The 23,641-nt window shown below is 66.0% G+C and carries 21 protein-coding genes and 1 tRNA gene; all 22 read right to left on the bottom strand.

Annotation, left to right across the window (positions count from 1 at the left end; translation table 11 throughout):
• Nucleotides 1–84 precede the first annotated feature (84 nt).
• The 22 genes from AC1DIP_RS21195 to AC1DIP_RS21090 all read right to left on the bottom strand — a co-directional run bounded on the left by AC1DIP_RS21195 (nucleotide 85) and on the right by AC1DIP_RS21090 (nucleotide 23,560).
• Complete coding sequence (locus AC1DIP_RS21195) at nucleotides 85–798, bottom strand: ATP-binding cassette domain-containing protein (protein WP_476209981.1); 714 nt, start codon at nucleotides 796–798, stop codon at nucleotides 85–87.
• On the bottom strand, nucleotides 785–1,780 hold the full coding sequence (locus tag AC1DIP_RS21190) for an ATP-binding cassette domain-containing protein (protein ID WP_476209979.1): 996 nt from the start codon (nucleotides 1,778–1,780) through the stop codon (nucleotides 785–787). Before AC1DIP_RS21190 ends, AC1DIP_RS21195 begins: the two co-directional genes overlap by 14 nt.
• Complete coding sequence (locus AC1DIP_RS21185) at nucleotides 1,777–3,024, bottom strand: branched-chain amino acid ABC transporter permease (RefSeq protein ID WP_477734991.1); 1,248 nt, start codon at nucleotides 3,022–3,024, stop codon at nucleotides 1,777–1,779. Before AC1DIP_RS21185 ends, AC1DIP_RS21190 begins: the two co-directional genes overlap by 4 nt.
• Nucleotides 3,021–4,028, bottom strand: coding sequence for an ABC transporter permease subunit (locus tag AC1DIP_RS21180; RefSeq protein ID WP_476209976.1), 1,008 nt, complete (start codon nucleotides 4,026–4,028; stop codon nucleotides 3,021–3,023). Before AC1DIP_RS21180 ends, AC1DIP_RS21185 begins: the two co-directional genes overlap by 4 nt.
• Before the next feature lie 152 nt (nucleotides 4,029–4,180).
• The gene (locus tag AC1DIP_RS21175; RefSeq protein ID WP_476209975.1) at nucleotides 4,181–5,413 is read right to left on the bottom strand and encodes an ABC transporter substrate-binding protein; all 1,233 of its coding nucleotides are present in this window, start codon (nucleotides 5,411–5,413) and stop codon (nucleotides 4,181–4,183) included.
• A gap of 248 nt (nucleotides 5,414–5,661) precedes the next feature.
• A tRNA-Leu gene (locus AC1DIP_RS21170) sits at nucleotides 5,662–5,735 on the bottom strand.
• 102 nt (nucleotides 5,736–5,837) lie between these two features.
• Nucleotides 5,838–7,298 (bottom strand): NAD(P)/FAD-dependent oxidoreductase, encoded by a 1,461-nt coding sequence (locus tag AC1DIP_RS21165; protein ID WP_477734990.1) that lies wholly within the window; start codon nucleotides 7,296–7,298, stop codon nucleotides 5,838–5,840.
• A 34-nt stretch (nucleotides 7,299–7,332) separates the two neighbouring features.
• Nucleotides 7,333–8,739 carry a S8 family serine peptidase gene (locus AC1DIP_RS21160; RefSeq protein ID WP_477734989.1) on the bottom strand — a complete coding sequence of 469 codons (1,407 nt, stop codon included), beginning with the start codon at nucleotides 8,737–8,739 and terminating at the stop codon, nucleotides 7,333–7,335.
• A gap of 3 nt (nucleotides 8,740–8,742) precedes the next feature.
• Nucleotides 8,743–9,693 (bottom strand): Ppx/GppA phosphatase family protein, encoded by a 951-nt coding sequence (locus AC1DIP_RS21155; protein ID WP_477734988.1) that lies wholly within the window; start codon nucleotides 9,691–9,693, stop codon nucleotides 8,743–8,745.
• Nucleotides 9,690–10,361, bottom strand: a complete 672-nt coding sequence (locus AC1DIP_RS21150) for a DUF501 domain-containing protein (RefSeq protein ID WP_477734987.1) — start codon at nucleotides 10,359–10,361, stop codon at nucleotides 9,690–9,692. Before AC1DIP_RS21150 ends, AC1DIP_RS21155 begins: the two co-directional genes overlap by 4 nt.
• 27 nt (nucleotides 10,362–10,388) lie before the next feature.
• Nucleotides 10,389–11,060, bottom strand: a complete 672-nt coding sequence (locus AC1DIP_RS21145; RefSeq protein WP_477734986.1) for an FtsB family cell division protein — start codon at nucleotides 11,058–11,060, stop codon at nucleotides 10,389–10,391.
• Nucleotides 11,061–11,209: 149 nt separating this feature from the next.
• Nucleotides 11,210–12,490, bottom strand: coding sequence for a phosphopyruvate hydratase (gene eno / locus AC1DIP_RS21140; RefSeq protein WP_307429247.1), 1,281 nt, complete (start codon nucleotides 12,488–12,490; stop codon nucleotides 11,210–11,212).
• A 118-nt stretch (nucleotides 12,491–12,608) separates the two neighbouring features.
• Nucleotides 12,609–13,199 (bottom strand): MazG nucleotide pyrophosphohydrolase domain-containing protein, encoded by a 591-nt coding sequence (locus AC1DIP_RS21135; RefSeq protein ID WP_476211854.1) that lies wholly within the window; start codon nucleotides 13,197–13,199, stop codon nucleotides 12,609–12,611.
• Nucleotides 13,200–13,278: 79 nt separating this feature from the next.
• Nucleotides 13,279–14,415 (bottom strand): adenosine deaminase, encoded by a 1,137-nt coding sequence (locus tag AC1DIP_RS21130; RefSeq protein ID WP_477734985.1) that lies wholly within the window; start codon nucleotides 14,413–14,415, stop codon nucleotides 13,279–13,281.
• Between the two features lie 53 nt (nucleotides 14,416–14,468).
• Complete coding sequence (locus AC1DIP_RS21125; RefSeq protein ID WP_477734984.1) at nucleotides 14,469–15,194, bottom strand: DedA family protein; 726 nt, start codon at nucleotides 15,192–15,194, stop codon at nucleotides 14,469–14,471.
• Between the two features lie 133 nt (nucleotides 15,195–15,327).
• Nucleotides 15,328–15,957 carry a DedA family protein gene (locus tag AC1DIP_RS21120; protein WP_477734983.1) on the bottom strand — a complete coding sequence of 210 codons (630 nt, stop codon included), beginning with the start codon at nucleotides 15,955–15,957 and terminating at the stop codon, nucleotides 15,328–15,330.
• 6 nt (nucleotides 15,958–15,963) lie between these two features.
• Entirely contained in the window at nucleotides 15,964–17,286 is a 1,323-nt protein-coding gene (locus AC1DIP_RS21115) for a thymidine phosphorylase (RefSeq protein WP_477734982.1), read from the bottom strand.
• A complete protein-coding gene (locus AC1DIP_RS21110) occupies nucleotides 17,283–17,726 on the bottom strand; it encodes a cytidine deaminase (protein ID WP_477734981.1) in 444 nt (147 codons plus the stop codon). The genes AC1DIP_RS21115 and AC1DIP_RS21110 overlap by 4 nt, the downstream gene beginning before the upstream one ends.
• A gap of 5 nt (nucleotides 17,727–17,731) precedes the next feature.
• Nucleotides 17,732–19,240, bottom strand: coding sequence for an ABC transporter permease (locus AC1DIP_RS21105; protein WP_477734980.1), 1,509 nt, complete (start codon nucleotides 19,238–19,240; stop codon nucleotides 17,732–17,734).
• Nucleotides 19,237–20,634: an ABC transporter permease gene (locus AC1DIP_RS21100; RefSeq protein ID WP_477734979.1), complete on the bottom strand. Its 1,398-nt coding sequence runs from the start codon at nucleotides 20,632–20,634 to the stop codon at nucleotides 19,237–19,239. The genes AC1DIP_RS21105 and AC1DIP_RS21100 overlap by 4 nt, the downstream gene beginning before the upstream one ends.
• Nucleotides 20,627–22,222 carry an ABC transporter ATP-binding protein gene (locus AC1DIP_RS21095; protein WP_477734978.1) on the bottom strand — a complete coding sequence of 532 codons (1,596 nt, stop codon included), beginning with the start codon at nucleotides 22,220–22,222 and terminating at the stop codon, nucleotides 20,627–20,629. Before AC1DIP_RS21095 ends, AC1DIP_RS21100 begins: the two co-directional genes overlap by 8 nt.
• A gap of 225 nt (nucleotides 22,223–22,447) precedes the next feature.
• Nucleotides 22,448–23,560, bottom strand: a complete 1,113-nt coding sequence (locus AC1DIP_RS21090) for a BMP family lipoprotein (protein WP_141161206.1) — start codon at nucleotides 23,558–23,560, stop codon at nucleotides 22,448–22,450.
• Between the last annotated feature and the right edge of the window lie 81 nt (nucleotides 23,561–23,641).

Here is a 23,641-nt window from a genome sequence, read left to right as displayed (position 1 = left end):
GGCCGCCGCGAAAGTTCCCATGGGGCCCGGTTGCAACCGAACCGTGACCGTTGCCACGGTGGGTACCGGGCCCCATCGGGCAGGCTAGCCTACGCCCAGGTACGCCTCCTTGATGGAGGGGTCCTCCAACAACTGCTTGCCGGTGCCGCTGTGGGTGATCTCCCCCGTCTCGAGCACGAAAGCCCGGTGGGCTCCGGCAAGGGCCTGGTTGGCGTTCTGCTCCACCATCAGGACCGTGGTTCCCTGGTTGTTGATCTCCTTGATGATCTTGAAGATCTGGCGGATGAACTGCGGCGCCAGGCCCATGGACGGCTCATCGAGCAGCAGCAGTTTCGGGTTGGACATCAGGGCCCTGCCGATGGCCAGCATCTGCTGCTCACCACCGGACATGGTCCCCCCGTACTGCTTTTCCCGCTCCTTCAACCGCGGAAACAGGTCGAAGACCCGGTCCAGGTCCTTGGACACTCCGCTTCTGTCCTTGCGGCCGAACGTTCCCATGTCGAGGTTTTCCATGACGGTCATGCCAGGGAAAATGCCGCGTCCTTCCGGGGCCTGCGAGATGCCGTGGACCACCCGGATGTGGGCCTTCATTTTGGTGATGTCCTGGCCCTCGAAGGTGATCTTGCCTTCAGTGCAGTTCAGCAGGCCGGAGATGGTCCGCATGGTGGTGGTCTTGCCGGCGCCGTTGGCACCGATGAGTGCCACCACTTCGCCTTCGTTGACGGTGAAGGAGATGTCCCGCAGGGCCTGGATGCGGCCGTAGTGGACGGAAACTCCCTCAAGTTCAAGCAACGTCATCTTCAGGCTCCCCTAGGTAAGCAGCAATAACACGCGGGTCTTCGCGGATTTCGCGCGGCAGCCCGTCCGCGATCTTTTTCCCGAATTCCAGCACGACGATCCGGTCGGTCACGCCCATGACGAGTTTCATGTCGTGCTCGATCAGCAGCACGGTGTAGCCCTCGTCCCTGATGGTGCGGATGAGGGCCATCAGTTCCTCCTTTTCGGCCGGGTTGAAGCCGGCCGCGGGCTCGTCCAGGCAGAGCACCTTCGGGTCAGTGGCCAGGGCCCGTGCAATCTCAAGCCTGCGCTGGTAGCCGTAGGGCAGTTGCCGGGACAGGACATGCGCATGGCTGCCGATACCCACGAAGTCCAACAGGGCCATGCCGCGCTCGATTGCGGATTTCTCCTCCCGGATGTGGGTGGGAAGGCGCAGCAGCGCGCCGCCCACGCTGGTCCGGTGCCGCGCGTCCAGGCCCACCACCACGTTCTCGAGGGCGGTCATCTCACCGAACAACCTGATGTTCTGGAACGTGCGGGACAGGCCCAGCCGGGTGATCTTGTGCTGCTTGATGCCGTTCAGGACCTGTCCCTCCAGCACCACTTTTCCGCTGGTGGGCTTGTACACGCCGGTCATCGCATTGAAGCAGGTGGTCTTGCCGGCGCCGTTGGGCCCAATCAGTCCCAGGATCTCACCGCGCCTGATGTTGAAGCTGATGTTGTCCAGCGCCACCAGGCCGCCGAACTTGATGGTCAGGTTCTGCACCTCCACGATGTTGTCGCCCACCTTGACCGCGATATCGCGGTCCGGGGCCACCTTCTCGGCCAGTTCCTGGTCCACCCCGGCCTCGGCGAGGGCCTCCATGTCCAGCTCCGGCGCAATCGGGGCCGCCGAATCCTCCTGAACCTGGCTGTTCTGGTCCGCGCTGTGGCGTCCCGGGCTTTGCTGGGCCGGCTGCTCCCCGACGCTGCCGGAGCCCGCATGCCTTTCCTCGGAGCTCATGCCTCCGCTCCTCTCTGTCCGGCCAACGGTGTTTCGGGGCCGGCCGGTGGTTGGTCTTTGTCTTTGGGCTCGGAACCTTCACGGCTGGTGACCTTGTTCAGGGCCGTCCTGCCGTAGGCAAGCAGCCGCTGCCGCGCGGGCAACAGCCCCTGGGAGCGGAAGATCATGATCAGCACCAGGGCGATCCCGAAGATCAGGTATTTGTATTCCGCAATGGCCGTGAACCTAAGCGGGATGTAGCTGACCAGGGCTCCACCCAGGATGGCGCCCACCTTATTGCCGGCACCGCCCAGCACGACGGCGGCGAGGAACAGGATGGAGGTGGTGACGTCGAACTTCTGGTTGTTGACGAACCCCACCTGCCCGGCGAAGAGTGCTCCGGAAAGCCCGCCGACGGCAGCACCGATGGCGAAGGCCCACACCTTGTACTTGAAGGTGGGGACACCCATGATTTCGGCGGCGTCCTCGTCTTCGCGGATGGCAATCCAGGCGCGGCCCACCCGGCTGCGTTCCAGGTTGCCCACCAGGAGGGTGACGATGATGATGATGGTCAAGGTCAGCCAGTACCAGGGCACACCGTTTGAGTTGGAGAAGATGGGCGTACCGTCAGCCCCATCACCCGGCGGGTGGCCGACGTTCTGGAAACCCACCTGGCCCTTCATTGCAGGAATGATGGTGGCCAGGATGCGGATGATCTCCCCGAAGCCGAGCGTCACAATGGCCAGATAATCGCCCCTCAGCCGGAGTGTGGGCACGCCCAGCATGACGCCGAAGAACATGGTGACTGCCATGGCCACCGGAAGCGTCCAGAGGTAAGGGATGTGCAGGTAGGGCGAATCCGGGCTGGTCAGCATGGCGGCAACGTACGAACCCACCGCAAAAAAGGCGACGTATCCGAGGTCCAGCAGGCCGGCGTACCCGACCACCACGTTGAGGCCGACGGCGATCAGCGCGAACCGGGCCATGTCGAAGCAGGCAAGCGCGAAGTTGTTGCCGGGCTCTGTGGTGATGATGGGCGGGTTGAGCAGTGGAAGCAGGTAGGCCAGAACCACGACGACCACCAGGAAGGCCCACTGCTGCTGGCGGGACAAGGCGTGCCACCGGTCCGAAAAGTACCCGGACCTGCGTTTTCCGCTCGGGCGGTGGTCGCTCTTGCCGGCGGCCTTCGATGATGCTTCGCGGTCCTCTGCTGCCTGTTGGGCGGCCGCTGTCTGCAGCGGCGTGGGGCCGTCCGTCATACTCATGCCTTGCTCCTTCCGAGGGAGGTTCCCAGGATGCCTTCGGGCCGCAGCAGCAGCACGAGCACCAGGACCACGAACGCCACGACGTCGGTCCACTGCGAGTTGCCCAGCAGGATCTGGCCGTAGTTGCCGATCAGGCCAAGGAGCAATCCGCCCAGCAGTGCCCCGCGCACGTTGCCGATGCCGCCAAGCACCGCGGCAGCGAAGGCCTTGATGCCCAGAACGAAGCCACCGCTGTACTGGACGCCGGACGGGATCTTCATGACATAAAACAAGGCGGCGGCTCCTGCGAGCAGGCCTCCGATGACGAAGGTGGTAATAATGATGCGCTCTTTGTTGACGCCCATCAATGTGGCGGTATCAGGGTCCTGGGCCACTGCCCGGATGCCGCGGCCAGTGCGCGACTTGCTGATGAACCTGTCGATGCCCACCATCATGATGACGGCGGCGATGATGATCACCAGCTGCTGCGAATCAACGATGGTACCGAAGACGTCGAAGATGGGGGTGGGCCGGAACATGGTCAGGGCCAGTTCGGGGCTGGGACCGCGCCACAGGTAGATGAGGTACTGGATGGTGAAGGAAGCACCAATGGCCGTGATCAGGAAGACCAGGCGGGGTGCGTTCCGTTGCCGCAGGGGTTTGTAGGCGATCCGCTCCAGCAGGAACGCTGTCACGGCTGATGCCACCATGGCCAGGACCAGCGCCAGCAGCAGGTTCAAGATGATTGCCCAGATATCGAGCCGGGGAGCCGAGGGGCCGAAGCCAAGGGTGCTGAGGGTAAAGAAGACGGCGTAGCAGCCAACGATGAACACTTCGGAGTGGGCGAAGTTGATCAGGTTCAGAACGCCGTAAACCAGGGTATAGCCGAGTGCTACGAGTGCGTAGATGGCCCCAAAAGTGAGGCCGTCAAAGGTGGCGCTCCAGAAGTTCTGGGCCAGGGACGGTATGTCGAAGGTGATCCAGTCGTTTTCCGTCGGGAGCAGTGGGACGAGAGTGGGAAGCATGGGAACATCCTGATCCAGTTGCACGCGGCCTTGTGGGCCCGGCCGTGGGACTTGTGTCTATTGACGTAGTTCGGTCCTGGGCTGCTGCCAAGCGAAGAAAAGGCTGTGGGGGCCGCTGTTGCTGGCCCCCACAGCCGGTTCCCGCGTGGCTGCTACTCCCCGATGGGGCCGATGGGAACGATCTTTCCGTTTTCCACCTTGTAGCCGTAGACGGTCGGGGCCTGGAGCTCGCCCTTGTCATCCCACTTGTAGTGCTTGCTCAGGCCGTCCTTGTCGTAGGCCTTGACCCAGGACAGCAGGTCCGCACGGCTCTGCTTGCCGGCGTCGATACCGGAGAGCAGGACGGTTGCGGCGTCGTAGCCTTCGATCGAGTACGTTCCGGGTTCTGCTCCCTTGGAAACGTCCTTGTAGGCGGAGGCGAAATCGGGGATGAGTTCGCCGGGGAGGCAGGGGCAGGTGAAGTAGGCGTTATTGGAAGCGTCGCCTGCCTGCTTGATGAACTGGTCGTCCTTGACACCGTCAGGAGCCACGAACGTACCGTTGAAGCCCTTGCCCACCAGCTGCTGGTCGAAGGGGGCGCCCTCGGCGTAGTAGCCGGCGTAGAACACGGCGTCCGCCTTGGCGTTCATGATCTTGGAGATCACGGCGGAGAAGTCCTTCTGCCCCGTGGTTACCTTCTCGGTTCCGGCCAGGGCGCTGCCCAGGCCGGCGGAGGTGGAGGTTCCCAGGCCAATGCCGTAGTCGGAGTCGTCCTGGACCAGGTACACCTTCTTCGCGCCGAGCTTGCCGGTGAGGAACTTGGCGGCTGCGGGGCCCTGGACGGCGTCATTGCCGAGGCCGCGGAAGAAGGTGGTCCAGCCGTTCTGGGTCAGCGTGGGGTTGGTGGCCGACGGGGTGATGTGGACCAGGCCCTTCTGCTCGAAGATGTTGCCCGTAGCTTTGGACTCGCCGGAGAACGGCAGGCCGATCACACCCACGATGTCCGGCTCGCTCACCAGCTGGGTGACGGGGCCGGTGGCCTTGTTGGGGTCGCCTTCAGTGTCGAACTTCTTGAACTGGACCTGGCAGCCGGGGTTGGACTTGTTGTGCTGGTCGATGGCCAGCTGGATGCCGTTGAAGATGTTGACGCCGAGCTGGGCGTTGGGCCCGGTCTGCGCGCCTGCATAGGCCAGCGTGGTGGTGGCGGGGCAGGTTGCCTTGCCGTCACCGGCCGGCTTGACCGCACCGGCGGGGACATCGACTTTCGAAATGGCGGGGATGTTCACCTTGCTGGACGAGCCGGAGCTTTCGGTGGTGCCAGGGCCCGCCTGGTTGGCGCAGGCCGACAGCAGCATGCTGAATGTGGCTGCCGCTGCCAACGAGGTGAGGACTTTCTTTCGGTACATTTGTCTGCCTTCCGAAACAGGGCCATGCGATGCGCGTGCGGATCAATGGGGCGCTTCGGCGCCCGGAATTGGACCAGGAATTCCTGATTTAGGTTCAAGCTAATGCATAGACAGCAGCGAAACTAAGTGACAGAGGTCACAGCCTTATAACAGTCGTTTCCTATGTGGAATTAAACGCGGGAAGCCGCCTGCTGGTGCAGGCGGCTTCCAGGCGTGCCAACCGTCCGGGTGACGGAAGGGACAAGGTGTACCCCAGGTGGGACTCGAACCCACAACACGCGGATTTTAAGTCCGCTGCCTCTGCCAATTGGGCTACTGGGGCGCCGGGTCAATGGTACCTGCCCGGGACGCATTGGCTGGAAATGCCGACGGCGGCCGGCCCGCAAAGGGGACGGCCGCCGTCGGGCGTGGTGGAGCAGACGCGCTACTTGGCGTTGGCCGCCACGGTTTCCTTGGGAGCGGCGGTGGCGCTGGAGCCGCCGGCCGGCACTGCTGCCGGAGCAGCGGCCGGCTTGGGAGCCGGAGTGGCCGCCGAGACGAAGGCGCCGCGCGGGTTGTCCAGGTCCATCAGCTGCGTGGTGTCGCGTCCGGCGAAGAAGCCGATGATCCAGTTCAGGATGACGCGGAACTTGCGCTCCACCGTGGGCATGGCCATGCCGTGGTAGCCGCGGTGGGCCAGCCAGGCGAGGCCGCCCTTGAGGCCGATCCGGCCCAGCAGGTTGATGTTGGCAACGCCCTTCCACTCGCCGAAGCCGGCCACGGCACCAAGGTTCTTGTGCTTGTAGTCCGCCAGCGGCTTGTCCCAGCGGGAAGCCCACAGGTTCTTGGCGAGGCGCTTGGCCTGGCGCAGGGCGTGCTGGGCGTTGGGGACGCAGGTGCCGTCCGGCAGGCCCTTGCCGGTGAGGTCGGGAACAGCGGCGATGTCGCCGGCTGCCCAGGCGTTCTCCACGATGCCTTCATCGCCGGAGATGCGCAGGTCCGGCAGGACGCGGACGCGGCCGCGGGGCTCGAGCGGGAAGTCGGTGGAGCGCACCATCGGGTTTGCCTGCACGCCGGCGGTCCACACGAGGGTGTCGGCCTCGAATTCCTGGGCGGGGGTCTTTTCCGGAAGGTTGATCAGCTTCAGGCTGCCTTCGGCGCTGTCCAGCGAGGTGTTCAGGAGTACCTCGATGCCGCGGCTGCGCAGGTGCTCAACCACCCAGTCGGCCTGCTTGGCGGTAACCTCGGGCATGATGCGGCCCATGGCTTCAACCAGGACGAAGCGGACTTCCTCCTGCTTGATGCGGGGGTTGTTGCGCACGGCGGCGCGGGCGAGGTCTTCCATCTCGGTGATGCACTCGATGCCGGCGAAGCCGCCACCGACAACGACGAACGTGAGGGCCCGGGCGCGTGCGGCGGGGTCCGTCATGGTGGAGGCAACCTCTATGCGCTCCAGGAGCTTGTTGCGAAGGGCAACGGCTTCCTCGATGGTCTTCAGGCCGATGCCCTTGTCCGCCAGCCCCTTGATGGGGAAGGTGCGGGTGATGGCGCCGGCTGCGAGCACGACGTCGAAGTAAGGAACCTCGAAGTTCTCGCCGCCGTCGGCAGGAGCCACCACGGCCGTCCGGTTGACGTGGTCGATCGACGTCACGCGGCCCTGGATAAGTTCGGTCTGCTTGAGGTGCTGGCGGTGGGAGACCACCGCGTGGCGGGCTTCAATGTTGCCGCCGGCAACCTCGGGGAGGAAGGGCTGGTAAGTCATGTAGGGCAGTGGATCCACGACGGTGACGATGCCACCGGCATTCGCGATCTTCTTCTGCAGTTTCAGTGCTACGTAGAGGCCGACGTACCCGCCGCCGACGACGAGTACCCTGGGACGGTCCTGGAGCTGTGGGGTGGTTGCCATTGTTTAAGGATACAGGAGTTTGTGAAAATCTTCACTAGCCGTCGGACGCCTCCGTAACCTGCGGATTCCGGCGTGGCTGCACGCTTTCCATCACCCCGGTATCCGGTTCTTCAACGGCCGGGGAGCCGTTGCGGGCAGCCCTCCGGAGCTGGATGGCAGCGGCCGCGATGATCACCACGAACAGGACCGCAAAACCGATGACGACGGCGGCGCCAATGGCACTGTCCCGCTGTGACGGGGCCTTGGCCGCGGGAACGGTGGCTTCCGGCAGCGTGGGTGCGGCGCTGGGCACTGACGTTGCGGTTGGCAGCGGGACTGCCGGAGCGGCGTTGCCGCGCCGGTGCACGCGGATCCACTCGGCGATGGTGCCCAACGGATTGACGGTGGCCTCCGGAACGTCGGCCTTGAGCGCCGCCTCGGCATTGAGGATGCCGTAGCCGTAGAGCGGATCCTTGCCCGGGGCCCCGGCGTCCTTGGCCGTTGAGACGATCCTGTTGATGACCTGTTCGGCGCTCATGTCCGGCCACTTGGACCGGATCAAGGCGGCCACGCCGGCCACGATGGGAGTGGATCCGGACGTGCCGGCCCATTCCGCGTAGCCGCCGCCGGGGAGCCCGCCGAGGAGGTTCTCGGCGGGGGCAGCCACCCCGATGCTGATGCCCTGCGACGACGCGTCCACGCTGGCCACGTTCTTGCGGTCCAGGCCGGCGACGGTCAGCACGCCGGGGATGGTGGCCGGGGCGCCTACCTGGGTGTTGCCTCCTACCCGGTTTCCGGCGGCGGCCACGATGACCACGTCCTTCTGTTCGGCGTAAAGGAAGGCGGCATCCCAGCTTTGCGGCCATTGCGGCGTGGTGCTGCCGAGCGAGATGTTGATGACCTTGGCGCCGTTGTCCACCGCCCAGCGGACCGCCTCCGGAATCTGGTCCTGGTCGCTCTTGCCGGAGGGGTTGGCCGACCCCAGCCAGGTGGAGACGGAGAGCAGCTGCGCTTCGGGTGCCACACCCATGATGCCGTCCGGAGGAACTGCCGGTCCCGGACTTGGACTGGGGCTGGCGCTGGCGGGTTGGTGTCCGCGCCCTGCCAGCATGGTGGCCACGAGGGTGCCGTGTTCGGGCTTGGAGCCGACGCTCTTCTGGCCGTCCGGCTGGCCCGAGCCGGACGCGTCGTAGCCGCCCACAACGGAGCCTTTGAGGTCCGGGTGCTGGGCATCGATGCCGCTGTCGATGATGGCCACTTTCACGCCGGCGCCCTTCGACACCTCCCAGGCCTTGGTGATGCCCGAGTCCGCCAGCCAGTATTCCTTGTCCCGCCATTCGTCGGCACGTGCGGACGGGGCGGTGAACAGGCCGGCACAGAGGCAGCAGGCAGCCAGGAGGACCGCCACTGCGGCGGCCACGGTTCGGGAAAGAAACGGGGTTGAAGCTGGGGTGGAATGCATGGGCTACCCGATGCTCAGTGCGATGCCGTCAAGGATGTCGTGCTCGCTTGCCGTGGCTGCGGTGATTCTCCCGCCGGTCAGCTCCCCCATCCGTTGCAGGATGCGCCGCCACACCAGTCCCCCGGCACCGATGACGTCGACCCGCCCGGGGTGCATGTAGGGCAGGGCCGCCCGGCCGGCGCGGGTCATTTCCAGCAGGTCGGTGGCGGCGTCGCCGATCTCCCGAATCGGAAGCTCCACACCGTGGATGGCGTCCGGCGAATATTCGGGCAGGCGCAGCGCATGGGCGGTGATGGTGGTGACGGAGCCGGCGACACCGACGACGGCGGTGGCGCGTTCCAGCGGCACGTCACGGCCGGCGCGGGCCATGGCTTCGTCCACGTCGGCTTCCGCAGCGGCGATCTGTCCGGCGGTGGGCGGATCGTTGCGCAGGTGCCGTTCGGTCAGCCGGACACAGCCAATGTCCACGGACTTGGCGGCCGTGACTCCTGCGGAAGTTCCCAGGACGAACTCGGTGCTTCCCCCGCCGAGGTCCACCACGAGCACCTGCTGGCCGTCGAGGACGGGCAGGACACTGCTGGCCCCGGCAAAGGATAATGCCGCTTCCTCGTCCCCGGAGATAACCTCCGGTTCCAAGCCCAGCAGTTCCCTGACGCCGTCCACGAAGACATCGCGGTTGCGCGCGTCGCGGCTGGCGGACGTGGCAACGAAGCGGACCCGCCCTTCTGCGCCATGTTCCTTGATGAGGCGGGCATAATCGGCTGTTGCGGCGAGGGTGCGCTCCAGCGCCTCCGGGGCGAGCTCGCCGGTGGCGTCCACGCCCTGCCCGAGCCGGACCACGCGCATTTCGCGGTGGACGTCGGTGAGGACCGTGCTTCCGTTGCTGCGGTCGATGTCGGCGATCAGGAGCCGGATGGAATTGGTGCCGCAGTCGATGGCGGCCACGCGGCTCATTCGGGCACCCCCGTGGTGCCGGCGGATTTCCGGACCGGGGCGGGACGGCCCACGATCTCCGGCAGTCCTTGGGGCCCGTGGCGGCTCAGGTCGCGGGAAGGTGCCTCACCGGCGGTGTCCCAGGCGCCGTCGCAGTAGCACTTGTCAGCAGTCCACCACTCGGCGATCATCCCGATCGCCTGGTCGCCCAAGGGGTTGACGCCGCTGCCCGCCGCCAGGGAGTGGCCCACCAGGACGTGCAGGCACTTGACGCGGGCAGGCATCCCGCCGGCGGAGACGCCGTCGATCTCCGGCACCGGGCCGATGCCCGAACGCTGGCCGATGGCTTCACGGGCGGCCAGGTACTCCTCGTGGGCTGCCCGGTAGGCGGCGGCGAGCCCGTCGTCGCCGGCCAGCTGGTCGTTCATGCTGTGCATGACCCCGGCGGCTTCAAGCCTGGAAACCGCGGACGTGATCACCGGGTGCGTCAGGTAGAAGGTGGTGGGGAACGGTGTGCCGTTGCTGAGGCGGGGCGCGGTGGCCGCCACCAGGGGGTTGCCGCAGACGCAACGGGCCGGAATTTCCACGACGTCGCGGACGGGGCGTCCCAGCTGCCTGCTCAGTACTTCAAGATCGTGTGCTGTCGGTTGGCGGGATTCGTCCCGGGCGGCTGCCGTGTTGTGTTCCACTGTCGCGGGCCGTCCTTCCTGTGCGGTTCAGTCTGTGGCCGCGCGCCTGATGGACTCCCACAGGGAATCCACCCACGGCAGATCGGCGGGGTCTTGTGCTGCTGCGCCGGCGGGGCTACTGCTTTCTCCGGCCGGCTCATCGCTGCCAAAAACCCAGTAGCCGGTTTCGCCCGGCATAACCATGTTAATGCGGTCGCGGGCCTGCTGCTTCACGTAGTTGGGATCCTGCCACCGCGAAACCTGCTGGCGGAGGGAGTCACCTTCGGCCTGGCGTGCGGCGATATCGGCGTTCAGGGCGTCGATTTCGGCCTTCTTGTCGAAGAAGATTTTGACCGTGGGCGCCAGCATGATGGTGATGGCAACCATCACCACTGCCAGCGCGAGCATGCGCCCGGAAAACGCCTTCGCGGGGACGGGATGCTGCTCCTCGTCGGCGCGGGCCGGATCCTTGCCGTCAACCGGGCTGCTGCCCTTGCGCCCGGGGGAAGGCTTCGGAGCCTTGGCCTCCCCTGCCGTCCCTGCGCGCTGCCCCGCTGTTGTTGACCGCCCGTGATGGTCCTTCGATGGTGCAGGGGCGCCCTTGGCCGGCCGGAAATCCGCCCGGATGACTTCGGCACCGGCGGAAGATCCGTCGTCGGCCGTTTCCTTGGCTGGACGGGTGGGGGCGACCTTGGGAACTTTGGGGCGGCGGGTAGCCATGACACTCCTGAAACGCAGCCTGCCGGGCCGCCACTATCTGTGCTGGACAGTCCCAGCAGGCAAACGTTGCTGGAACAAATGCTGCTGTAAACAACAGCGGTGGCTATGGTCTTTCAACCATAGCCACCGCGGATGGGATTAGTCGGTTACTAGCCCTTGAAACGCGGGAACGCGCTGCGGCCTGCGTAGCGTGCGGCGTCGTCCAGTTCCTCTTCGATGCGCAGCAGCTGGTTGTACTTGGCGACGCGCTCGGAGCGGGCGGGTGCGCCGGTCTTGATCTGGCCCGCGTTGGTGGCCACAGCAATGTCGGCGATGGTGGTGTCCTCGGTTTCGCCGGAGCGGTGCGAGGTGATGGTGGTGTAGCCGGCACGCTGGGCCAGGCTGACGGCGTCCAGGGTCTCAGTCAGCGAACCGATCTGGTTGACCTTGACCAGCAGGGAGTTGGCGGTACGGGTGTCGATGCCGCGCTGCAGGATGGCGGGGTTGGTGACGAAGAGGTCGTCACCCACCAGCTGGACCTTGTCGCCGATGGCGTCGGTGAGGGTCTTCCAGCCGTCCCAGTCGTTCTCGTCCAGCGGGTCCTCGATGGAGACCAGCGGGTAGTCGGCAACGAGTTCGCCGTAGTAGGCGCTCATGTCGCTGGCGGACAGGGACTTGCCTTCGAACTGGTAGGCGCCGTCCTTGTAGAACTCGGAGGAGGCAACGTCCAGGGCCAGGGCGATGTCCTTGCCCGGGGTGTAGCCGGCGTTCTTGATGGCTTCGGTGATGAGGTCCAGGGCTGCGCGGTTGGACGGCAGGTTCGGGGCGAAGCCGCCCTCGTCGCCGAGGCCGGTGGACAGGCCCTTCTGCTGCAGCACGGACTTGAGGTTGTGGTAGACCTCAACGCCCCAGCGCAGGCCTTCGGAGAAGGTCTCGGCGCCGATGGGGGCGATCATGAATTCCTGGATGTCGACGTCGGAGTCGGCGTGGGAGCCACCGTTGAGGATGTTCATCAGCGGCACGGGCAGGACGTGGGCGTTGGGGCCGCCCAGGTACTTGTAGAGCGGCAGGTCAGCGGAGGCTGCGGCTGCGTTGGCAACTGCCAGGGAGACGCCCAGGATGGCGTTGGCGCCCAGCTTGCCCTTGTTGGGGGTGCCGTCCAGGTCCAGCATGGCCTGGTCGATGCTGCGCTGGTCGGTGGCGTCGAAGCCGGTCAGGGCGGGGGCGATCTGGTCGATCACGGCGTCGACGGCCTTCTGCACGCCCTTGCCGAGGTAGCGGCCCTTGTCGCCGTCACGCAGTTCGACGGCCTCGTGCTCACCGGTGGAAGCACCGGAGGGAACTGCGGCGCGGCCGATCTGGCCGTCCGACAGCAGGACTTCAACTTCAACGGTGGGGTTGCCGCGGGAATCGAGGATCTCGCGGGCGTGGATGGCATCGATAAGCGCCATGAATTTGCTCCTTATGGGCGATTAACGGGGGGAATCAGGCAGAAAACTCGACGTACTCGTCAGGGACCAGCCTAGTCGAGAGTGCTCCGGGTTACTCAAACCGGTCAAGGCCGGGACGTCATGATGGCGCGGGGTCACTTTCGTCCCACGGGCCACGCTGGTAGCGGCGGACGGCGTCCCGCAGGGCGCGTTCAGCGTCCATGCCGCTGTCCCTGGCAGAACGGACGACGGCGAGCAGCAGGTTTCCGAGCTCCTCCTCGCCTTCAGGTACGGGAGCCCCCTCGGGGAGCTCCAGCCCCGCACGTGCTGCACGGTCCAGTGACTTCTGTGCCCTGGCCAGCGCCGGGAGTGCCTGTGGGATGCCTGCGAAGGGGTCCTGCCGTTCGGGCTTTTCGGCCCGCTTGACGGCATCCCACTTCTGCTCGATCTCCGCCACGGTGGCCGGGAAGGTGTCCTGCAGGGAGCCGTCGGGCCGGAAGACATGGGGATTCCGGCGGATCATCTTGGCACCCAGGCCGCGCGCCACGTCGTCGAACGTGAAGGCTCCGCGCTCCTCCGCAAGGCGGGCGTGCAAAACCACCTGGAGCAGCACGTCGCCCAGCTCGCCCTGCAGTTCGGCGTCGGGGTGGCCTTCCTCGATGGTCTCGGCCACTTCGTAGGCCTCCTCGAGGAGGTACTCCACCAGGGAAGCGTGCGTCAGGGCGCCCATCCAGGGGCAGTGTTCGCGCAGCCGGGCAATTTGGCCCAGCAGTTCTTCGGTTGGAGAACTGCCGGGCCGGAAATCCGGGTCAGCCAAGGTTGGCGTAGGCGTCGTTGATGTACTCCACCAGCGCTTCCTTTTCCTCCAAGGGCAGGAAGGATGCCTCGGCGGCGTTGAGGGTGAGCTCAAGCAGGTCGTCGAGGTCGTAGTCGAAGGTTTCCACGAGCAGGTTGAACTCGTCGGTCAGGGTGACGCCGCTCATCAGGCGGTTGTCGGTGTTGATGGTGACGTTGAAGCCCAGCTGGTAGAGCATGTCCAGCGGGTGGCTTTCAATCCCTTCGCCAAACTCCGCAATTGCGCCCGTCTGCAGGTTGGAGGAGGGGCAGATTTCCAGGGCGATGCCGCGGTCGCGGACCCAGCTGGAGAGGTCGCCCAGGGTGACCAGGCCAACGGTGTCGCCGGCTTCCTCGTCGTCGTCGAATTCCACCATGATGTCCTCGGCGATGCGGACGCCGTGGCCCAGGCGGAGGGCGCGGCCGTCCACCAATGCCGACTGGATGCTCTCCAGCCCGGCTGCTTCGCCTGCGTGCACGGTGGCGGGGAAATTGTGCTGGGCGAGGTAGGTGAAGGCGTCCTTGAACCGGCTGGGCAGGAATCCGTCCTCGGCACCGGCGATGTCGAAGCCCACGGCGCCCTGGTTGCGGTGGCGCACGGCGAGTTCGGCGATCTCCTGGCCGCGGTCGGCGTGGCGCATGGCGGTGATCAGCTGTCCCACCTGGATCTCGCGTCCGGTCTCGGAGACGGCCTCGACGCCGGCCTCCAGACCGTCCTGGACTGCCTCCACGGCCTCATCGAGGCTGAGCCCCTTCTGGAGGTGCTGTTCCGGCGCCCACCGCACTTCGCCGTAGACCACGCCGTCGTCCGCGAGGTCCTCGACGAATTCCTTGGCTACCCGGAACAGTCCGTCGTAGGTCTGCATGACGGCCACTGTGTGGTCGAACGTCTCCAGGTAGCGGACCAGGGATCCGGAGTCGGCTGATTCGCGGAACCATTGCCCTAAGGCGACGGGGTCCGTTGAGGGGAGCGTGTGGCCAACGGCCTGCGCCAGTTCGATGATGGTGGCCGGACGGAGTCCGCCGTCCAGGTGGTCGTGGAGGGAGACCTTGGGCAGGCTCTTCAGGTCAAAATCGATGGCAGGGGCGGCGTCAACAATAGGCTCAGTCACGTTCCCACCTTAGGGTGGCCCGCAGTCCAAAGCCAGCCGTTCGAAGCCGGCCGCTATTTGGCGGCGGGACCGGCCTTTGCCGACGGCACCACGAGGGCCTGCGTGCCGGTCCTGCCATCCTTTGCTGGAGCGGTGGATTCGTCGGACCGTTCATCCGATTCCGGCGCGTCGTGGCGGCCCAGCCGTTTATGCCACCAGCGGAGCGTGTGGTCGATGACGACGCCCAGGACAATGGCGAAGACGACGGCGATGCCGGCGCTCAGCAGCGGGTTGTGGTGCAGCCACGGGAACGAGCTGGCCAGCAGGCCGATGCCAAGGGAGTAGCCCACCCAGGTCACGCAGGCAAAGGCGTCGAAGACGAAGAACCTGCGGTGCGAGAATCCGGTGCTTCCGGCCACGTAGTTGACGGCCACGCGGCCCCAGGGGATGTAGCGGGCGGTGAAGATCAGTACCGCGCCGCGTTTCTCGAGTTCATAACGGGCCCAGGCGAAGACTTTCCGGACCTTGGGGCGGCGCATCCACCCCCACCGGTCCAGGCCGATCTTGCGGCCGAGAATGTAGGCCATGTTGTCACCGGCAATGGCGCCGACCAGGGCAGTGAGGCCCAGGATCCAGAGATTGGGTTCGCCGCTGTGCCGCGAGAAGGCCGCGAGGGCAACGATGAGGGTCTCGCTGGGGACCACCATGGCGAAGCCGTCCACGAAGAAGAACACCAGCAGCGCCGGGTAGATCCACCACTGGCCCGCTGCATGGAGCACGGCCTCATTAATAAACTCCACGCGGTGTTGCTCCTGTATAAAAATGACACAGCCAAAGTGCCGCAGCCAAAGCGGAAATCGTTCCTAAGTGTCCCACGCCCCGGGCCCTGTCCGCTACGCCCCAATGCCCGGAATTACCCCTTAAACGCGCGGGTCATGTCCCGGGTTCCCGGATGCGCTCCACCACGTTGGGTTTGCCGCGGAGTTTGTTGATCAGCAGGTCCACCAGGATGCCCAGCGCTACGGCGCAGACGATGGCAATTGCCGCGCCCAGAATGTGGTTGTCCTCGAACCACTGCCCAAAGAAAAGCCCGATTGCCACCGAGTAGCCTGCCCACAGGCTGGCCGAAAGGACGGTGAGGCCCACGAACCGCAGGTGCGGGTAGTGCGTGACGCCGGCGGTCAGGTTGACCGCCACCCTGCCGATGGGTATGAACCGGGCCACCAGGATCAGCGACGCCGGCCGCTTGCGCAGCTCCTGGCCGGCCCAGCGGAATGCGCTTTGCATCCGGGGCCCGCGCATCCACGCCCAGCGGCGGGTGCCCACCCGGCGGCCCAAAAGGTAGGCGATATTGTCACCGAGGAAGGCACCCGCTGCTGCGACCAGTATCAGCAGCAGCGGATGGGGAACATCCGCGGTGGCGGCGACGGCGGCGAGGCCCACCACCACGGATTCGCTGGGAACGGGCGGAAAGAATCCGTCAATGATGCAGCAGGCCAGCACCAGGACCAGCACCCACGGCTGGCCCGCCGCGGCGAGGATGAAGTCATTGATGGCCTGCATGGGTTCCTACGCGATGCGGTCAATGATGAGCTGCTGCGCGGGCCGCGAACCTTCCGGAGCGATGACCACGGCGTGTTCCAGGGCTTCCCGGGCGCGGGCAAACCGTTCCGGGGTATCGGTGAGCAGGGTCATCAGCGGTTCCCCGGCCCGCACGGTGGCCCCGGGCTTGGCATGCATGCGCACCCCCGCCCCGGCCTGGACGGTGTCCTCCTTGCGGGCGCGGCCGGCACCCAGCCGCCAGGCGGCCACTCCGACGGCGAGCGCGTCCAGTTCCACCAGCACCCCGTCGGCGGGAGCGTAGACGACGTCGGTTTCCCTGGCCACCGGGAGCGCGGCGCGGGGGTCGCCGCCCTGGGCGCTGATCATCCGGTTCCACACGTCCATGGCCCGGCCGTCCTTGAGGGCGGCGGCGGGGTCGGCGTCGTGGACCCCTGCACAGGCGAGCATCTCTTCGGCGAGCCGGACAGTGAGTTCGACAACGTCCTCCGGGCCGCCGCCGGCCAGGACCTCCACGGACTCCTCAACCTCGATCGCGTTGCCGGCGGTCAGGCCCAGGGGCGTGTTCATGTTGGTCAGCATTGCTACGGTGTTGACCCCGGCATCCTTGCCGAGCGCCACCATGGTTTCGGCGAGTTCACGGGCGCGGGCCTCGTCCTTCATGAAGGCGCCGCTGCCCACCTTGACGTCCAGCACCAGCGAACCGGTTCCCTCGGCGATCTTCTTACTCATGATCGAGGAGGCGATCAGCGGGATGGCCTCAACCGTTCCGGTGACGTCCCGCAGCGCGTAGAGCTTCTTGTCCGCCGGGGCCAGGCCTGCACCGGCGGCGCAGATGACCGCACCGACGTCCTGCAGTTGGGCGAGCATGTCCTCGTTGCTGAGGTCCGCGCGCCAGCCCGGGATGGACTCCAGTTTGTCCAGGGTTCCGCCGGTGTGCCCCAGCCCACGGCCGGAAAGCTGCGGGACGGCGACGCCGAACACCGCCACCAGTGGGGCCAGCGGGAGCGTGATCTTGTCCCCTACCCCACCGGTGGAGTGCTTGTCGGTGGTGTATTTCAGGCCGCCGTCGGGACGCCGGAGGCTGGAGAAGTCCATCCGTTCCCCGGAGGCGATCATTGCAGCTGTCCAGCGGGCGATTTCGGCGCGGTCCATGCCGTTAAGCAGGATTGCCATGTTCAGGGCGGCCATCTGCTCGTCCGCAATGGCCCCGCGGGTGTACGCGTCGATGGTCCAGTCGATCTGTTCCGGGCTCAGGGTCCCCTTGTCCCGCTTGGTGCGGATGATGTCGACGGCGTCGAATGCCTCGGCGTTGCTGGTGGTGTGGGTCACCGGGTCTCCTCCAGATGTTGGGGGCCAAATGCGTCGGGCAGCACGTGGTCCATCGTCCTGATGCCTTGGGTAGTCATGACTTCCATGTCCGGGGCGCGGAATTCGTAGAGCAGTTGCCGGCAGCGGCCGCACGGCATCAGGACCGTGCCGCCGGCGTCGACGCAGTAGAAGGCGCGCAATTGGCCGCCGCCGGTCATGTGCAGGTTGCCTACCAGCGCACATTCGGCGCAGAGGGTGAGGCCGTAGCTGGCGTTTTCGACGTTGCAGCCGCTGACGATCCGGCCGTCCGTCGTGAGGGCGGCCGCCCCCACCGCGAAGTTGGAATACGGCGCATAGGCATTTCTCATGGCGGCCACGGCGGCAGCCTCGAGGGCGGCCCAATCGACGCCGGTACCGCCGCCGGGCTTGCCTTGGTTGCCGGGGGCTCCGATTTCTGCCACCTTGGTCACCCCTTGACGTACGGGATGCCGTCGGCCGCGGGCGGCCGGGACCGCCCCACGAGGCCTGCCACGGCGATGACGGTCAGGGCGTAGGGCAGCATCGCCATGAACTGGCTGGGCACGGGCGAGCCAATGATGGTGATGATGCTCTGCAGGTTGTCGGCGAACCCGAAGAGCAGGGCGGCGAGGAAGGCCCCGATGGGATTCCAGCGCCCGAAGATCATGGCGGCAAGGGCGATGTAGCCGCGACCACCGGACATGTCCTTGCTGAAGGCGTCCACCGATACCAGGGTGAAGAAGGAACCGCCGATTCCGGCGATCGCGCCGCCCATCAAAACGTTGATGAAGCGGGTGCGGTTGACGTTGATGCCCACGGTGTCCGCCGCCTGGGGGTGTTCGCCGACGGCGCGCACCCGCAGGCCCCATTTGGTGTGGAACAGCCCGACGTAGACCACGATCACGGCCACGTACATGAGGTAGCCCACCAGGGACTGGCGGAACAGGATGGGGCCGATGATCGGGATGTCGGCGAGGAACGGGATATCCACCGCCTGGAGCCGGCCGGGCTTGTTCAGGTGTTCCGGGTCCGCCGTGAGCAGGGTAGAGAAGAGGAAGCTGGTGAGGCCGCTGATCAGGACGTTGAGGACTACGCCGACGATGATCTGGTTGACGAGGTACTTGATGCTCACCACGGCCAGGACCAGGGACACGAGCGCACCGGCCACAGCCGCCGAGATCAGTCCCGCGTAGACATTGCCGGTCACGGTCGCGACGACGGCGGCGGAAAACGCACCTAGCAGGAGCTGGCCTTCGATGGCGATGTTGACCACCCCGGCCCGTTCGCACAGCACGCCGGACAGCGAGCCGAACACCAGTGGTACGGCCAGCGTCACCGCACCTGCCATCAGTCCGCCCAGGGAAATGGAGGGTTCGAGGTCACGGCCGCCGGCGACGATCCAGATCATGAACCCGGCCAGGAAGACGACGGCGAAGAGTCCGCCCAGCCATCCGGGGGTGCGGCGCCGCTGCACGGTCAGCAGGATGGCGTACGCTGCCATGGCGAGCAGCAGGACCGCGCAGATCCAGCCGAAGACCATCGAGGGCACGGTGATCTTTTCCACTTGGGCAACGCCGAGGGCGGCGAGGCCCAGGACGACGACGGCAGCGATTGTGGTGGCGGGAATCCAGCGGTCCACTCCCCCGCCCTCGCGGCGCTGGTTGATCCAGCGGTAGCCGAGGTAGGCGGCGGCCGCCAACGCCACGGCAAGGGTGATCCACGCTGCGGTAGAGGAGGCGTTCGGGTCCCGGGCTTCGGCGATCCGGAAACCGGCTGCTTTTGTGTTGGCAAGGAAGCCGAACAGCACGGTGCCAAGGATGGCGAGCAGGCCCAGTCCAACACCGGCCTTCCAGCTCACCAGTTCCGTTGTCGCTGCCCGGCCTCCGGCGCTGTTGGCCCTGGGTGCTTTCCCGGCGCCCGGCTGCTTGCTGGCGGGGGATTGTGTGGTGGCGCTCATGCTGCCGCTCCGCTCTCGACGCCGCCGGTACGCGAACCTGCGGTCCCACTTGTGGTGGTCTTCTTCTTACGGGGGTTGAGTCCGAATATCGCACGGACCAGCGGCGGTGCTGCGATGAACAGCACGATCAGGGACTGGATGACGAGCACAATATCGATGGGGGTTTGTGTCTGTGCCTGCATTGCCACACCGCCCGCGCGGAAGGCACCGAACAGCAGGCCCGCGAAGAAGGTGCCCCACGGCGTGGAGCGTCCCAGCAGCGCGACGGTGATGGCGTCAAAACCGATGGAGGCGGCGACACCGCCGGAAAGGTACTTTTCCGTGCCGGACACCTGGGCCACGCCGGCCAGGCCGGCCAGCGCACCCGCGATCGCCATCACCAGGATGGTGCTGCGGGCAACGTTGATGCCGGCGGTACGGGCCGCACTCGGGTTCGCTCCAACGGCGCGGAACTCAAAACCGATCGTGGAACGGTTCAGCAGCCACCAGACAAAGGCGGTGGCGGCTATCGCGACCAGGAAGCCGGCGTGCAGGCGGAACTGCGGTCCGAGCAGCTCGGGGAACAATGCCGTGGAGTCAAGGAACGGGGAGATCGGGTTGGTGGAACCTTTGCGCTGGAAAGCCGGGGTGGTGAGCAGGAACAGCAGCAGGAAGTTGGCGATGTAGTTAAGCATGATGGTCACGATCACCTCGTGTGCGCCGGTCCGCGCCTTCAGGAGGCCCACGACGCCGCCCCATACAGCGCCGCCAACCAGGCCGGCGAGGACGACGACGAGCAGGTGCAGGCCGATGGGCAGGTGCCAGGCGAATCCGACGTAGGCGCCGAAGAGCGCGCCGAAGATGATCTGCCCCTGTGCGCCGATGTTGAACAGGCCGGCACGGAACGCCAGTGCGACGCCGAGCCCGGCACAGATCAGCGGAGTTGCGACCGTGAGGGTCTCGGTGATCGGGTACAGCTGGGCGGCCAGGTCGGCGCCGGCCCAGTTGAAGATGGACCCCTGCACCAGTGCGGTATAGGGGCGGATGACCTCGGTCAGGAGGTCTCCGGGCTGGGCAAAGAAGTAGCCGGCCGTGACGGCGACCTTGGGGTTGGTCACCGCCATCAGGATGCCGCCGAGCACGATGGCCAGCAGCACGGAGAGGAAGGAGACCATGGCGTTGCCGGTGAAGACCTGGTGCAGGACGGATCCGCCGCCGTCCCGGTCATGGTCCCGGCCGCGCAGCTGGGTGGCCGTCGGAACGGCGGACGGCGGCATCTGGCCGCCGGCGGTGTCCAGCACGACGTCCGAGGCGATGGCCTCGGAAGTGGTGCCACCGGGCACCTGGGTCGGGGCGGCCTCCGGGGCCCTGTTGTGGCCTATGGCCTGCGGTTCCGGGGTTGTCTTCTCAGACATGGGTTTCTCCTTCGTGGCCGGCAGGCTCCGGGAGCGCCGTCGTCGTCGTGCCGCTGGGGGCGTGGGCAGAGGCGTTGACTTCGGCTTCTGCGGCCGGGACACCGGCCATCATCAGGCCCAGCACGTCGCGGGACGTGGTGGCGGGTACGATGCCGACCAGCTTGCCGCGGTAGAGCACGGCGATCCGGTCCGCCAGCTGCATGACCTCGTCGAGTTCGGTGGAGACGATCATGACCGGGGTGCCGTGGTCGCGTTCGGCGATGACGCGCTTGTGCACGAATTCGATCGAGCCGACGTCCAGGCCGCGGGTGGGCTGGGAGGCGATGAAGAGCCGCAGCGGGCGGGAGAGCTCGCGGGCCAGCACCACCTTCTGCTGGTTGCCGCCGGAGAGGGTGCCGACGGCGGCGGCGACCGAGGGGGTGCGGACGTCGAATTCCTCGACTTTCTTGGCCGCGTTCTCGGCGATCACGGACGGCTTCATCCCGACGCCGCGGGCGAACGGTGCCTTGTCGTAGAGGTCCAGGATCATGTTCTCGGAGATGGTGAATGTTCCCACCAGGCCGTCAAGGGTGCGGTCCTCGGGGACGAAGCCGACGCCCGCACCGAGGACATGCTTGACGCTCTTGCCCAGCAGCTCCTCGCCGTCGAGCGTGATGGACCCGGCCACGTGCGGCTGCACGCCAAGGATCGCCTCGGTCAGCTCCGTCTGGCCGTTGCCTTGCACACCCGCGATGGCGAGCACTTCGCCCTTGGCAATGTCGAATGACAGGTCATCGACCACGTGCTGGCCGTTGTGGTCCGTCACGGTCAGGTTGCGGACCTTGAAGGTCACGTCGCCTGTATTCGCCGGTGCCTTGTCGAGTGTCAGGCTCACGGTGCGGCCCACCATGGCGGACGCCAGTTCGGTGGGGGAAGCGGTGGGATCGGCCTGACCCACTACCTTGCCGCGGCGGATGACCGTTATGGTGTCCGAGATGGCTTTGACTTCACGCAGTTTGTGGGAGATGAAGACGATCGACTTACCGTCGCGCTTCAGCTGCCGAATGATGTCCAGGAGTTCGTCGGTCTCCTGCGGCGTCAACACGGCGGTGGGTTCGTCGAGGATAAGCACCTCGGCATCGCGCACCAGTGCCTTGATGATCTCGACCCGCTGCTGGACGCCGACGGGCAGGTCCTCCACCATGGCGTCGGGGTCGACGTCGAACCCGTACTGGTCCGAGATGCGGCGGATCTTCTCGCGCGTGGCTTCCAGGTTGAGGAGGCCGGCGGCTTTGGTGGTCTCGTTGCCCAGCGCCACGTTCTCGGCCACGCTGAAGACCGGGATGAGCATGAAGTGCTGGTGGACCATTCCGATGCCGGCCGCCATGGCCTCGCCGGGGTCTTTGAAGACGACGGGCTTGCCATCGACCAGGATTTCGCCTTCGGTCGGATCGTACAGGCCGTAAAGCACGTTCATCAGGGTGGATTTCCCTGCGCCGTTCTCTCCCAGGAGGCAGTGCACCTGCCCCGGTTCGACGACCAAGTCGATGTGGTCATTGGCTACCAGGGACCCGAATCGCTTCGTGATCCCCTTCAGTTCGAGTTTCAAAACCCCAACCAATCTGTGTGTGTATGGATCTGCTCCGGCGCGCTGTCGGCGGCAGGGCAGCGGGTAGTCCCAGCCTAGTGTCACGGGTGGTTCCTGGGCAGGGCGCGCAGGCGGCAAAAAAGACCGCCGGCATGGCGCTGGCGGCCGTGCGTTGCCAGCAAAGCAGAACGCGCTGCCCTCCGGCCGGATAACGGCGGAAGGGCAGCGCGCCCCGCAGTTCAGTCCTTACTTGGTGGGGCTGGACTTCGACTCGACCTTAACGGTTCCGGAGATGATGTCATTCTTGAGCTTGTCCAGTTCGCTCTTCAGGTCTGCCGGTACGGCGGAATCGAGGTCATGGAACGGAGCCAGGGCCACGCCGCCGTTCGCAAGGGTTCCGATGTACGGCGAGGCGTCGAACTTGCCGTCTTTGTCGTCCTTGATGACCGTCTCCACAGCGGTGGACATGGTCTTCTGGACGGAGGACAGGATCACGGACTTGTAGTCCGGGGCCGTCAGGTAACCATCGGAGTCAACCCAGATGAGCTTGGCGTCCTTGCCCTTGGACTTGGCGTCGAGGATCGCGCTGCCGGCGCCGCCGCCGACGGGTCCGGCCACGGGAAGGACGATGTCTGCGCCCTGGTCAAGGAAGCCCTGGGTCAGGACCTTGCCCTTGTCCACCTGCTTGAAGTCGCCAACGAAGGTGCCGTCCTGCTTGTCCTTGTCCCAGCCGATGAGCTGGACGCTCTTGCCCTTCTTCTCGTTGTAGTACTTCACGCCGTCGGCAAAACCGTCCATGAAGATGGTGACGGTGGGGATGTTGATGCCGCCGAAGGTTGCGACCTTACCGGTTTTGGAGGTGCCTGCTGCCAGGTAGCCGGCCAGGAAGGCGGCCTGGGCCGTGTCATAGACGATCGGCTTGACGTTCTTGGGGAACGCGGGGTCGTTGTAGTCGATGATGGCGAAGTGGCTGTTCGGGTTGGCCGTCGCGATGGACTTGGTGGCGTCGCCGAGCAGGAAGCCGACGGTCACGGTCAGCTTGCAGCCCTGCTGGACCATGGAGCGGAGGTTGGGGTCGTAGTCGGTGTCAGCCTTGGACTGGACGTGCTTCTCCTGGATGCCGAGGTCCTTGACGGCGCCCTGCAGTCCCTCGTAGCCGGACTGGTTGAACGACTTGTCGTCGAATCCGCCGGAGTCGGACACCATGCAGGCGGTGTAATCCGATGCGGTGGCTGAACCAGAGGGGCCGGACGCGGACGGGGCGGCCCCGCAGCCGGTCAGCAGCAAGGCGGACGCACCGAGGGTGGCCACACCGGCCATTGAACCGCGCTTGAAGCCGGCACGCAGTGATTTCTTCAATTTTCCTCCAGGGGTGATGCGAGTGGCACTACGGGCTGGAATTCAATGAGTGTCCGTTTCGGCGCTGAAATTCTGTTTTCA

The organism is Pseudarthrobacter sp. 05T312 (genome assembly GCF_056396685.1).
This window is presented reverse-complemented; position numbering and strand designations above follow the sequence as displayed.

Bases quoted from the DNA above. Each gene is read 5' to 3' on its own strand.
- AC1DIP_RS21105 (WP_477734980.1), bottom strand. From the start codon at position 19,240: ATGAGCGCCACCACACAATCCCCCGCCAGCAAGCAGCCGGGCGCCGGG.
- AC1DIP_RS21155 (WP_477734988.1), bottom strand. From the start codon at position 9,693: ATGAGCCGCGTGGCCGCCATCGACTGCGGCACCAATTCCATCCGGCTC.
- AC1DIP_RS21165 (WP_477734990.1), bottom strand. From the start codon at position 7,298: ATGGCAACCACCCCACAGCTCCAGGACCGTCCCAGGGTACTCGTCGTC.
- AC1DIP_RS21100 (WP_477734979.1), bottom strand. From the start codon at position 20,634: ATGTCTGAGAAGACAACCCCGGAACCGCAGGCCATAGGCCACAACAGG.
- AC1DIP_RS21190 (WP_476209979.1), bottom strand. From the start codon at position 1,780: ATGAGCTCCGAGGAAAGGCATGCGGGCTCCGGCAGCGTCGGGGAGCAG.
- eno (WP_307429247.1), bottom strand. From the start codon at position 12,490: ATGGCGCTTATCGATGCCATCCACGCCCGCGAGATCCTCGATTCCCGC.
- AC1DIP_RS21120 (WP_477734983.1), bottom strand. From the start codon at position 15,957: ATGCAGGCCATCAATGACTTCATCCTCGCCGCGGCGGGCCAGCCGTGG.
- AC1DIP_RS21185 (WP_477734991.1), bottom strand. From the start codon at position 3,024: ATGAGTATGACGGACGGCCCCACGCCGCTGCAGACAGCGGCCGCCCAA.
- AC1DIP_RS21180 (WP_476209976.1), bottom strand. From the start codon at position 4,028: ATGCTTCCCACTCTCGTCCCACTGCTCCCGACGGAAAACGACTGGATC.
- AC1DIP_RS21175 (WP_476209975.1), bottom strand. From the start codon at position 5,413: ATGTACCGAAAGAAAGTCCTCACCTCGTTGGCAGCGGCAGCCACATTC.
- AC1DIP_RS21160 (WP_477734989.1), bottom strand. From the start codon at position 8,739: ATGCATTCCACCCCAGCTTCAACCCCGTTTCTTTCCCGAACCGTGGCC.
- AC1DIP_RS21145 (WP_477734986.1), bottom strand. From the start codon at position 11,060: ATGGCTACCCGCCGCCCCAAAGTTCCCAAGGTCGCCCCCACCCGTCCA.
- AC1DIP_RS21135 (WP_476211854.1), bottom strand. From the start codon at position 13,199: ATGGGCGCCCTGACGCACGCTTCCCTGGTGGAGTACCTCCTCGAGGAG.
- AC1DIP_RS21195 (WP_476209981.1), bottom strand. From the start codon at position 798: ATGACGTTGCTTGAACTTGAGGGAGTTTCCGTCCACTACGGCCGCATC.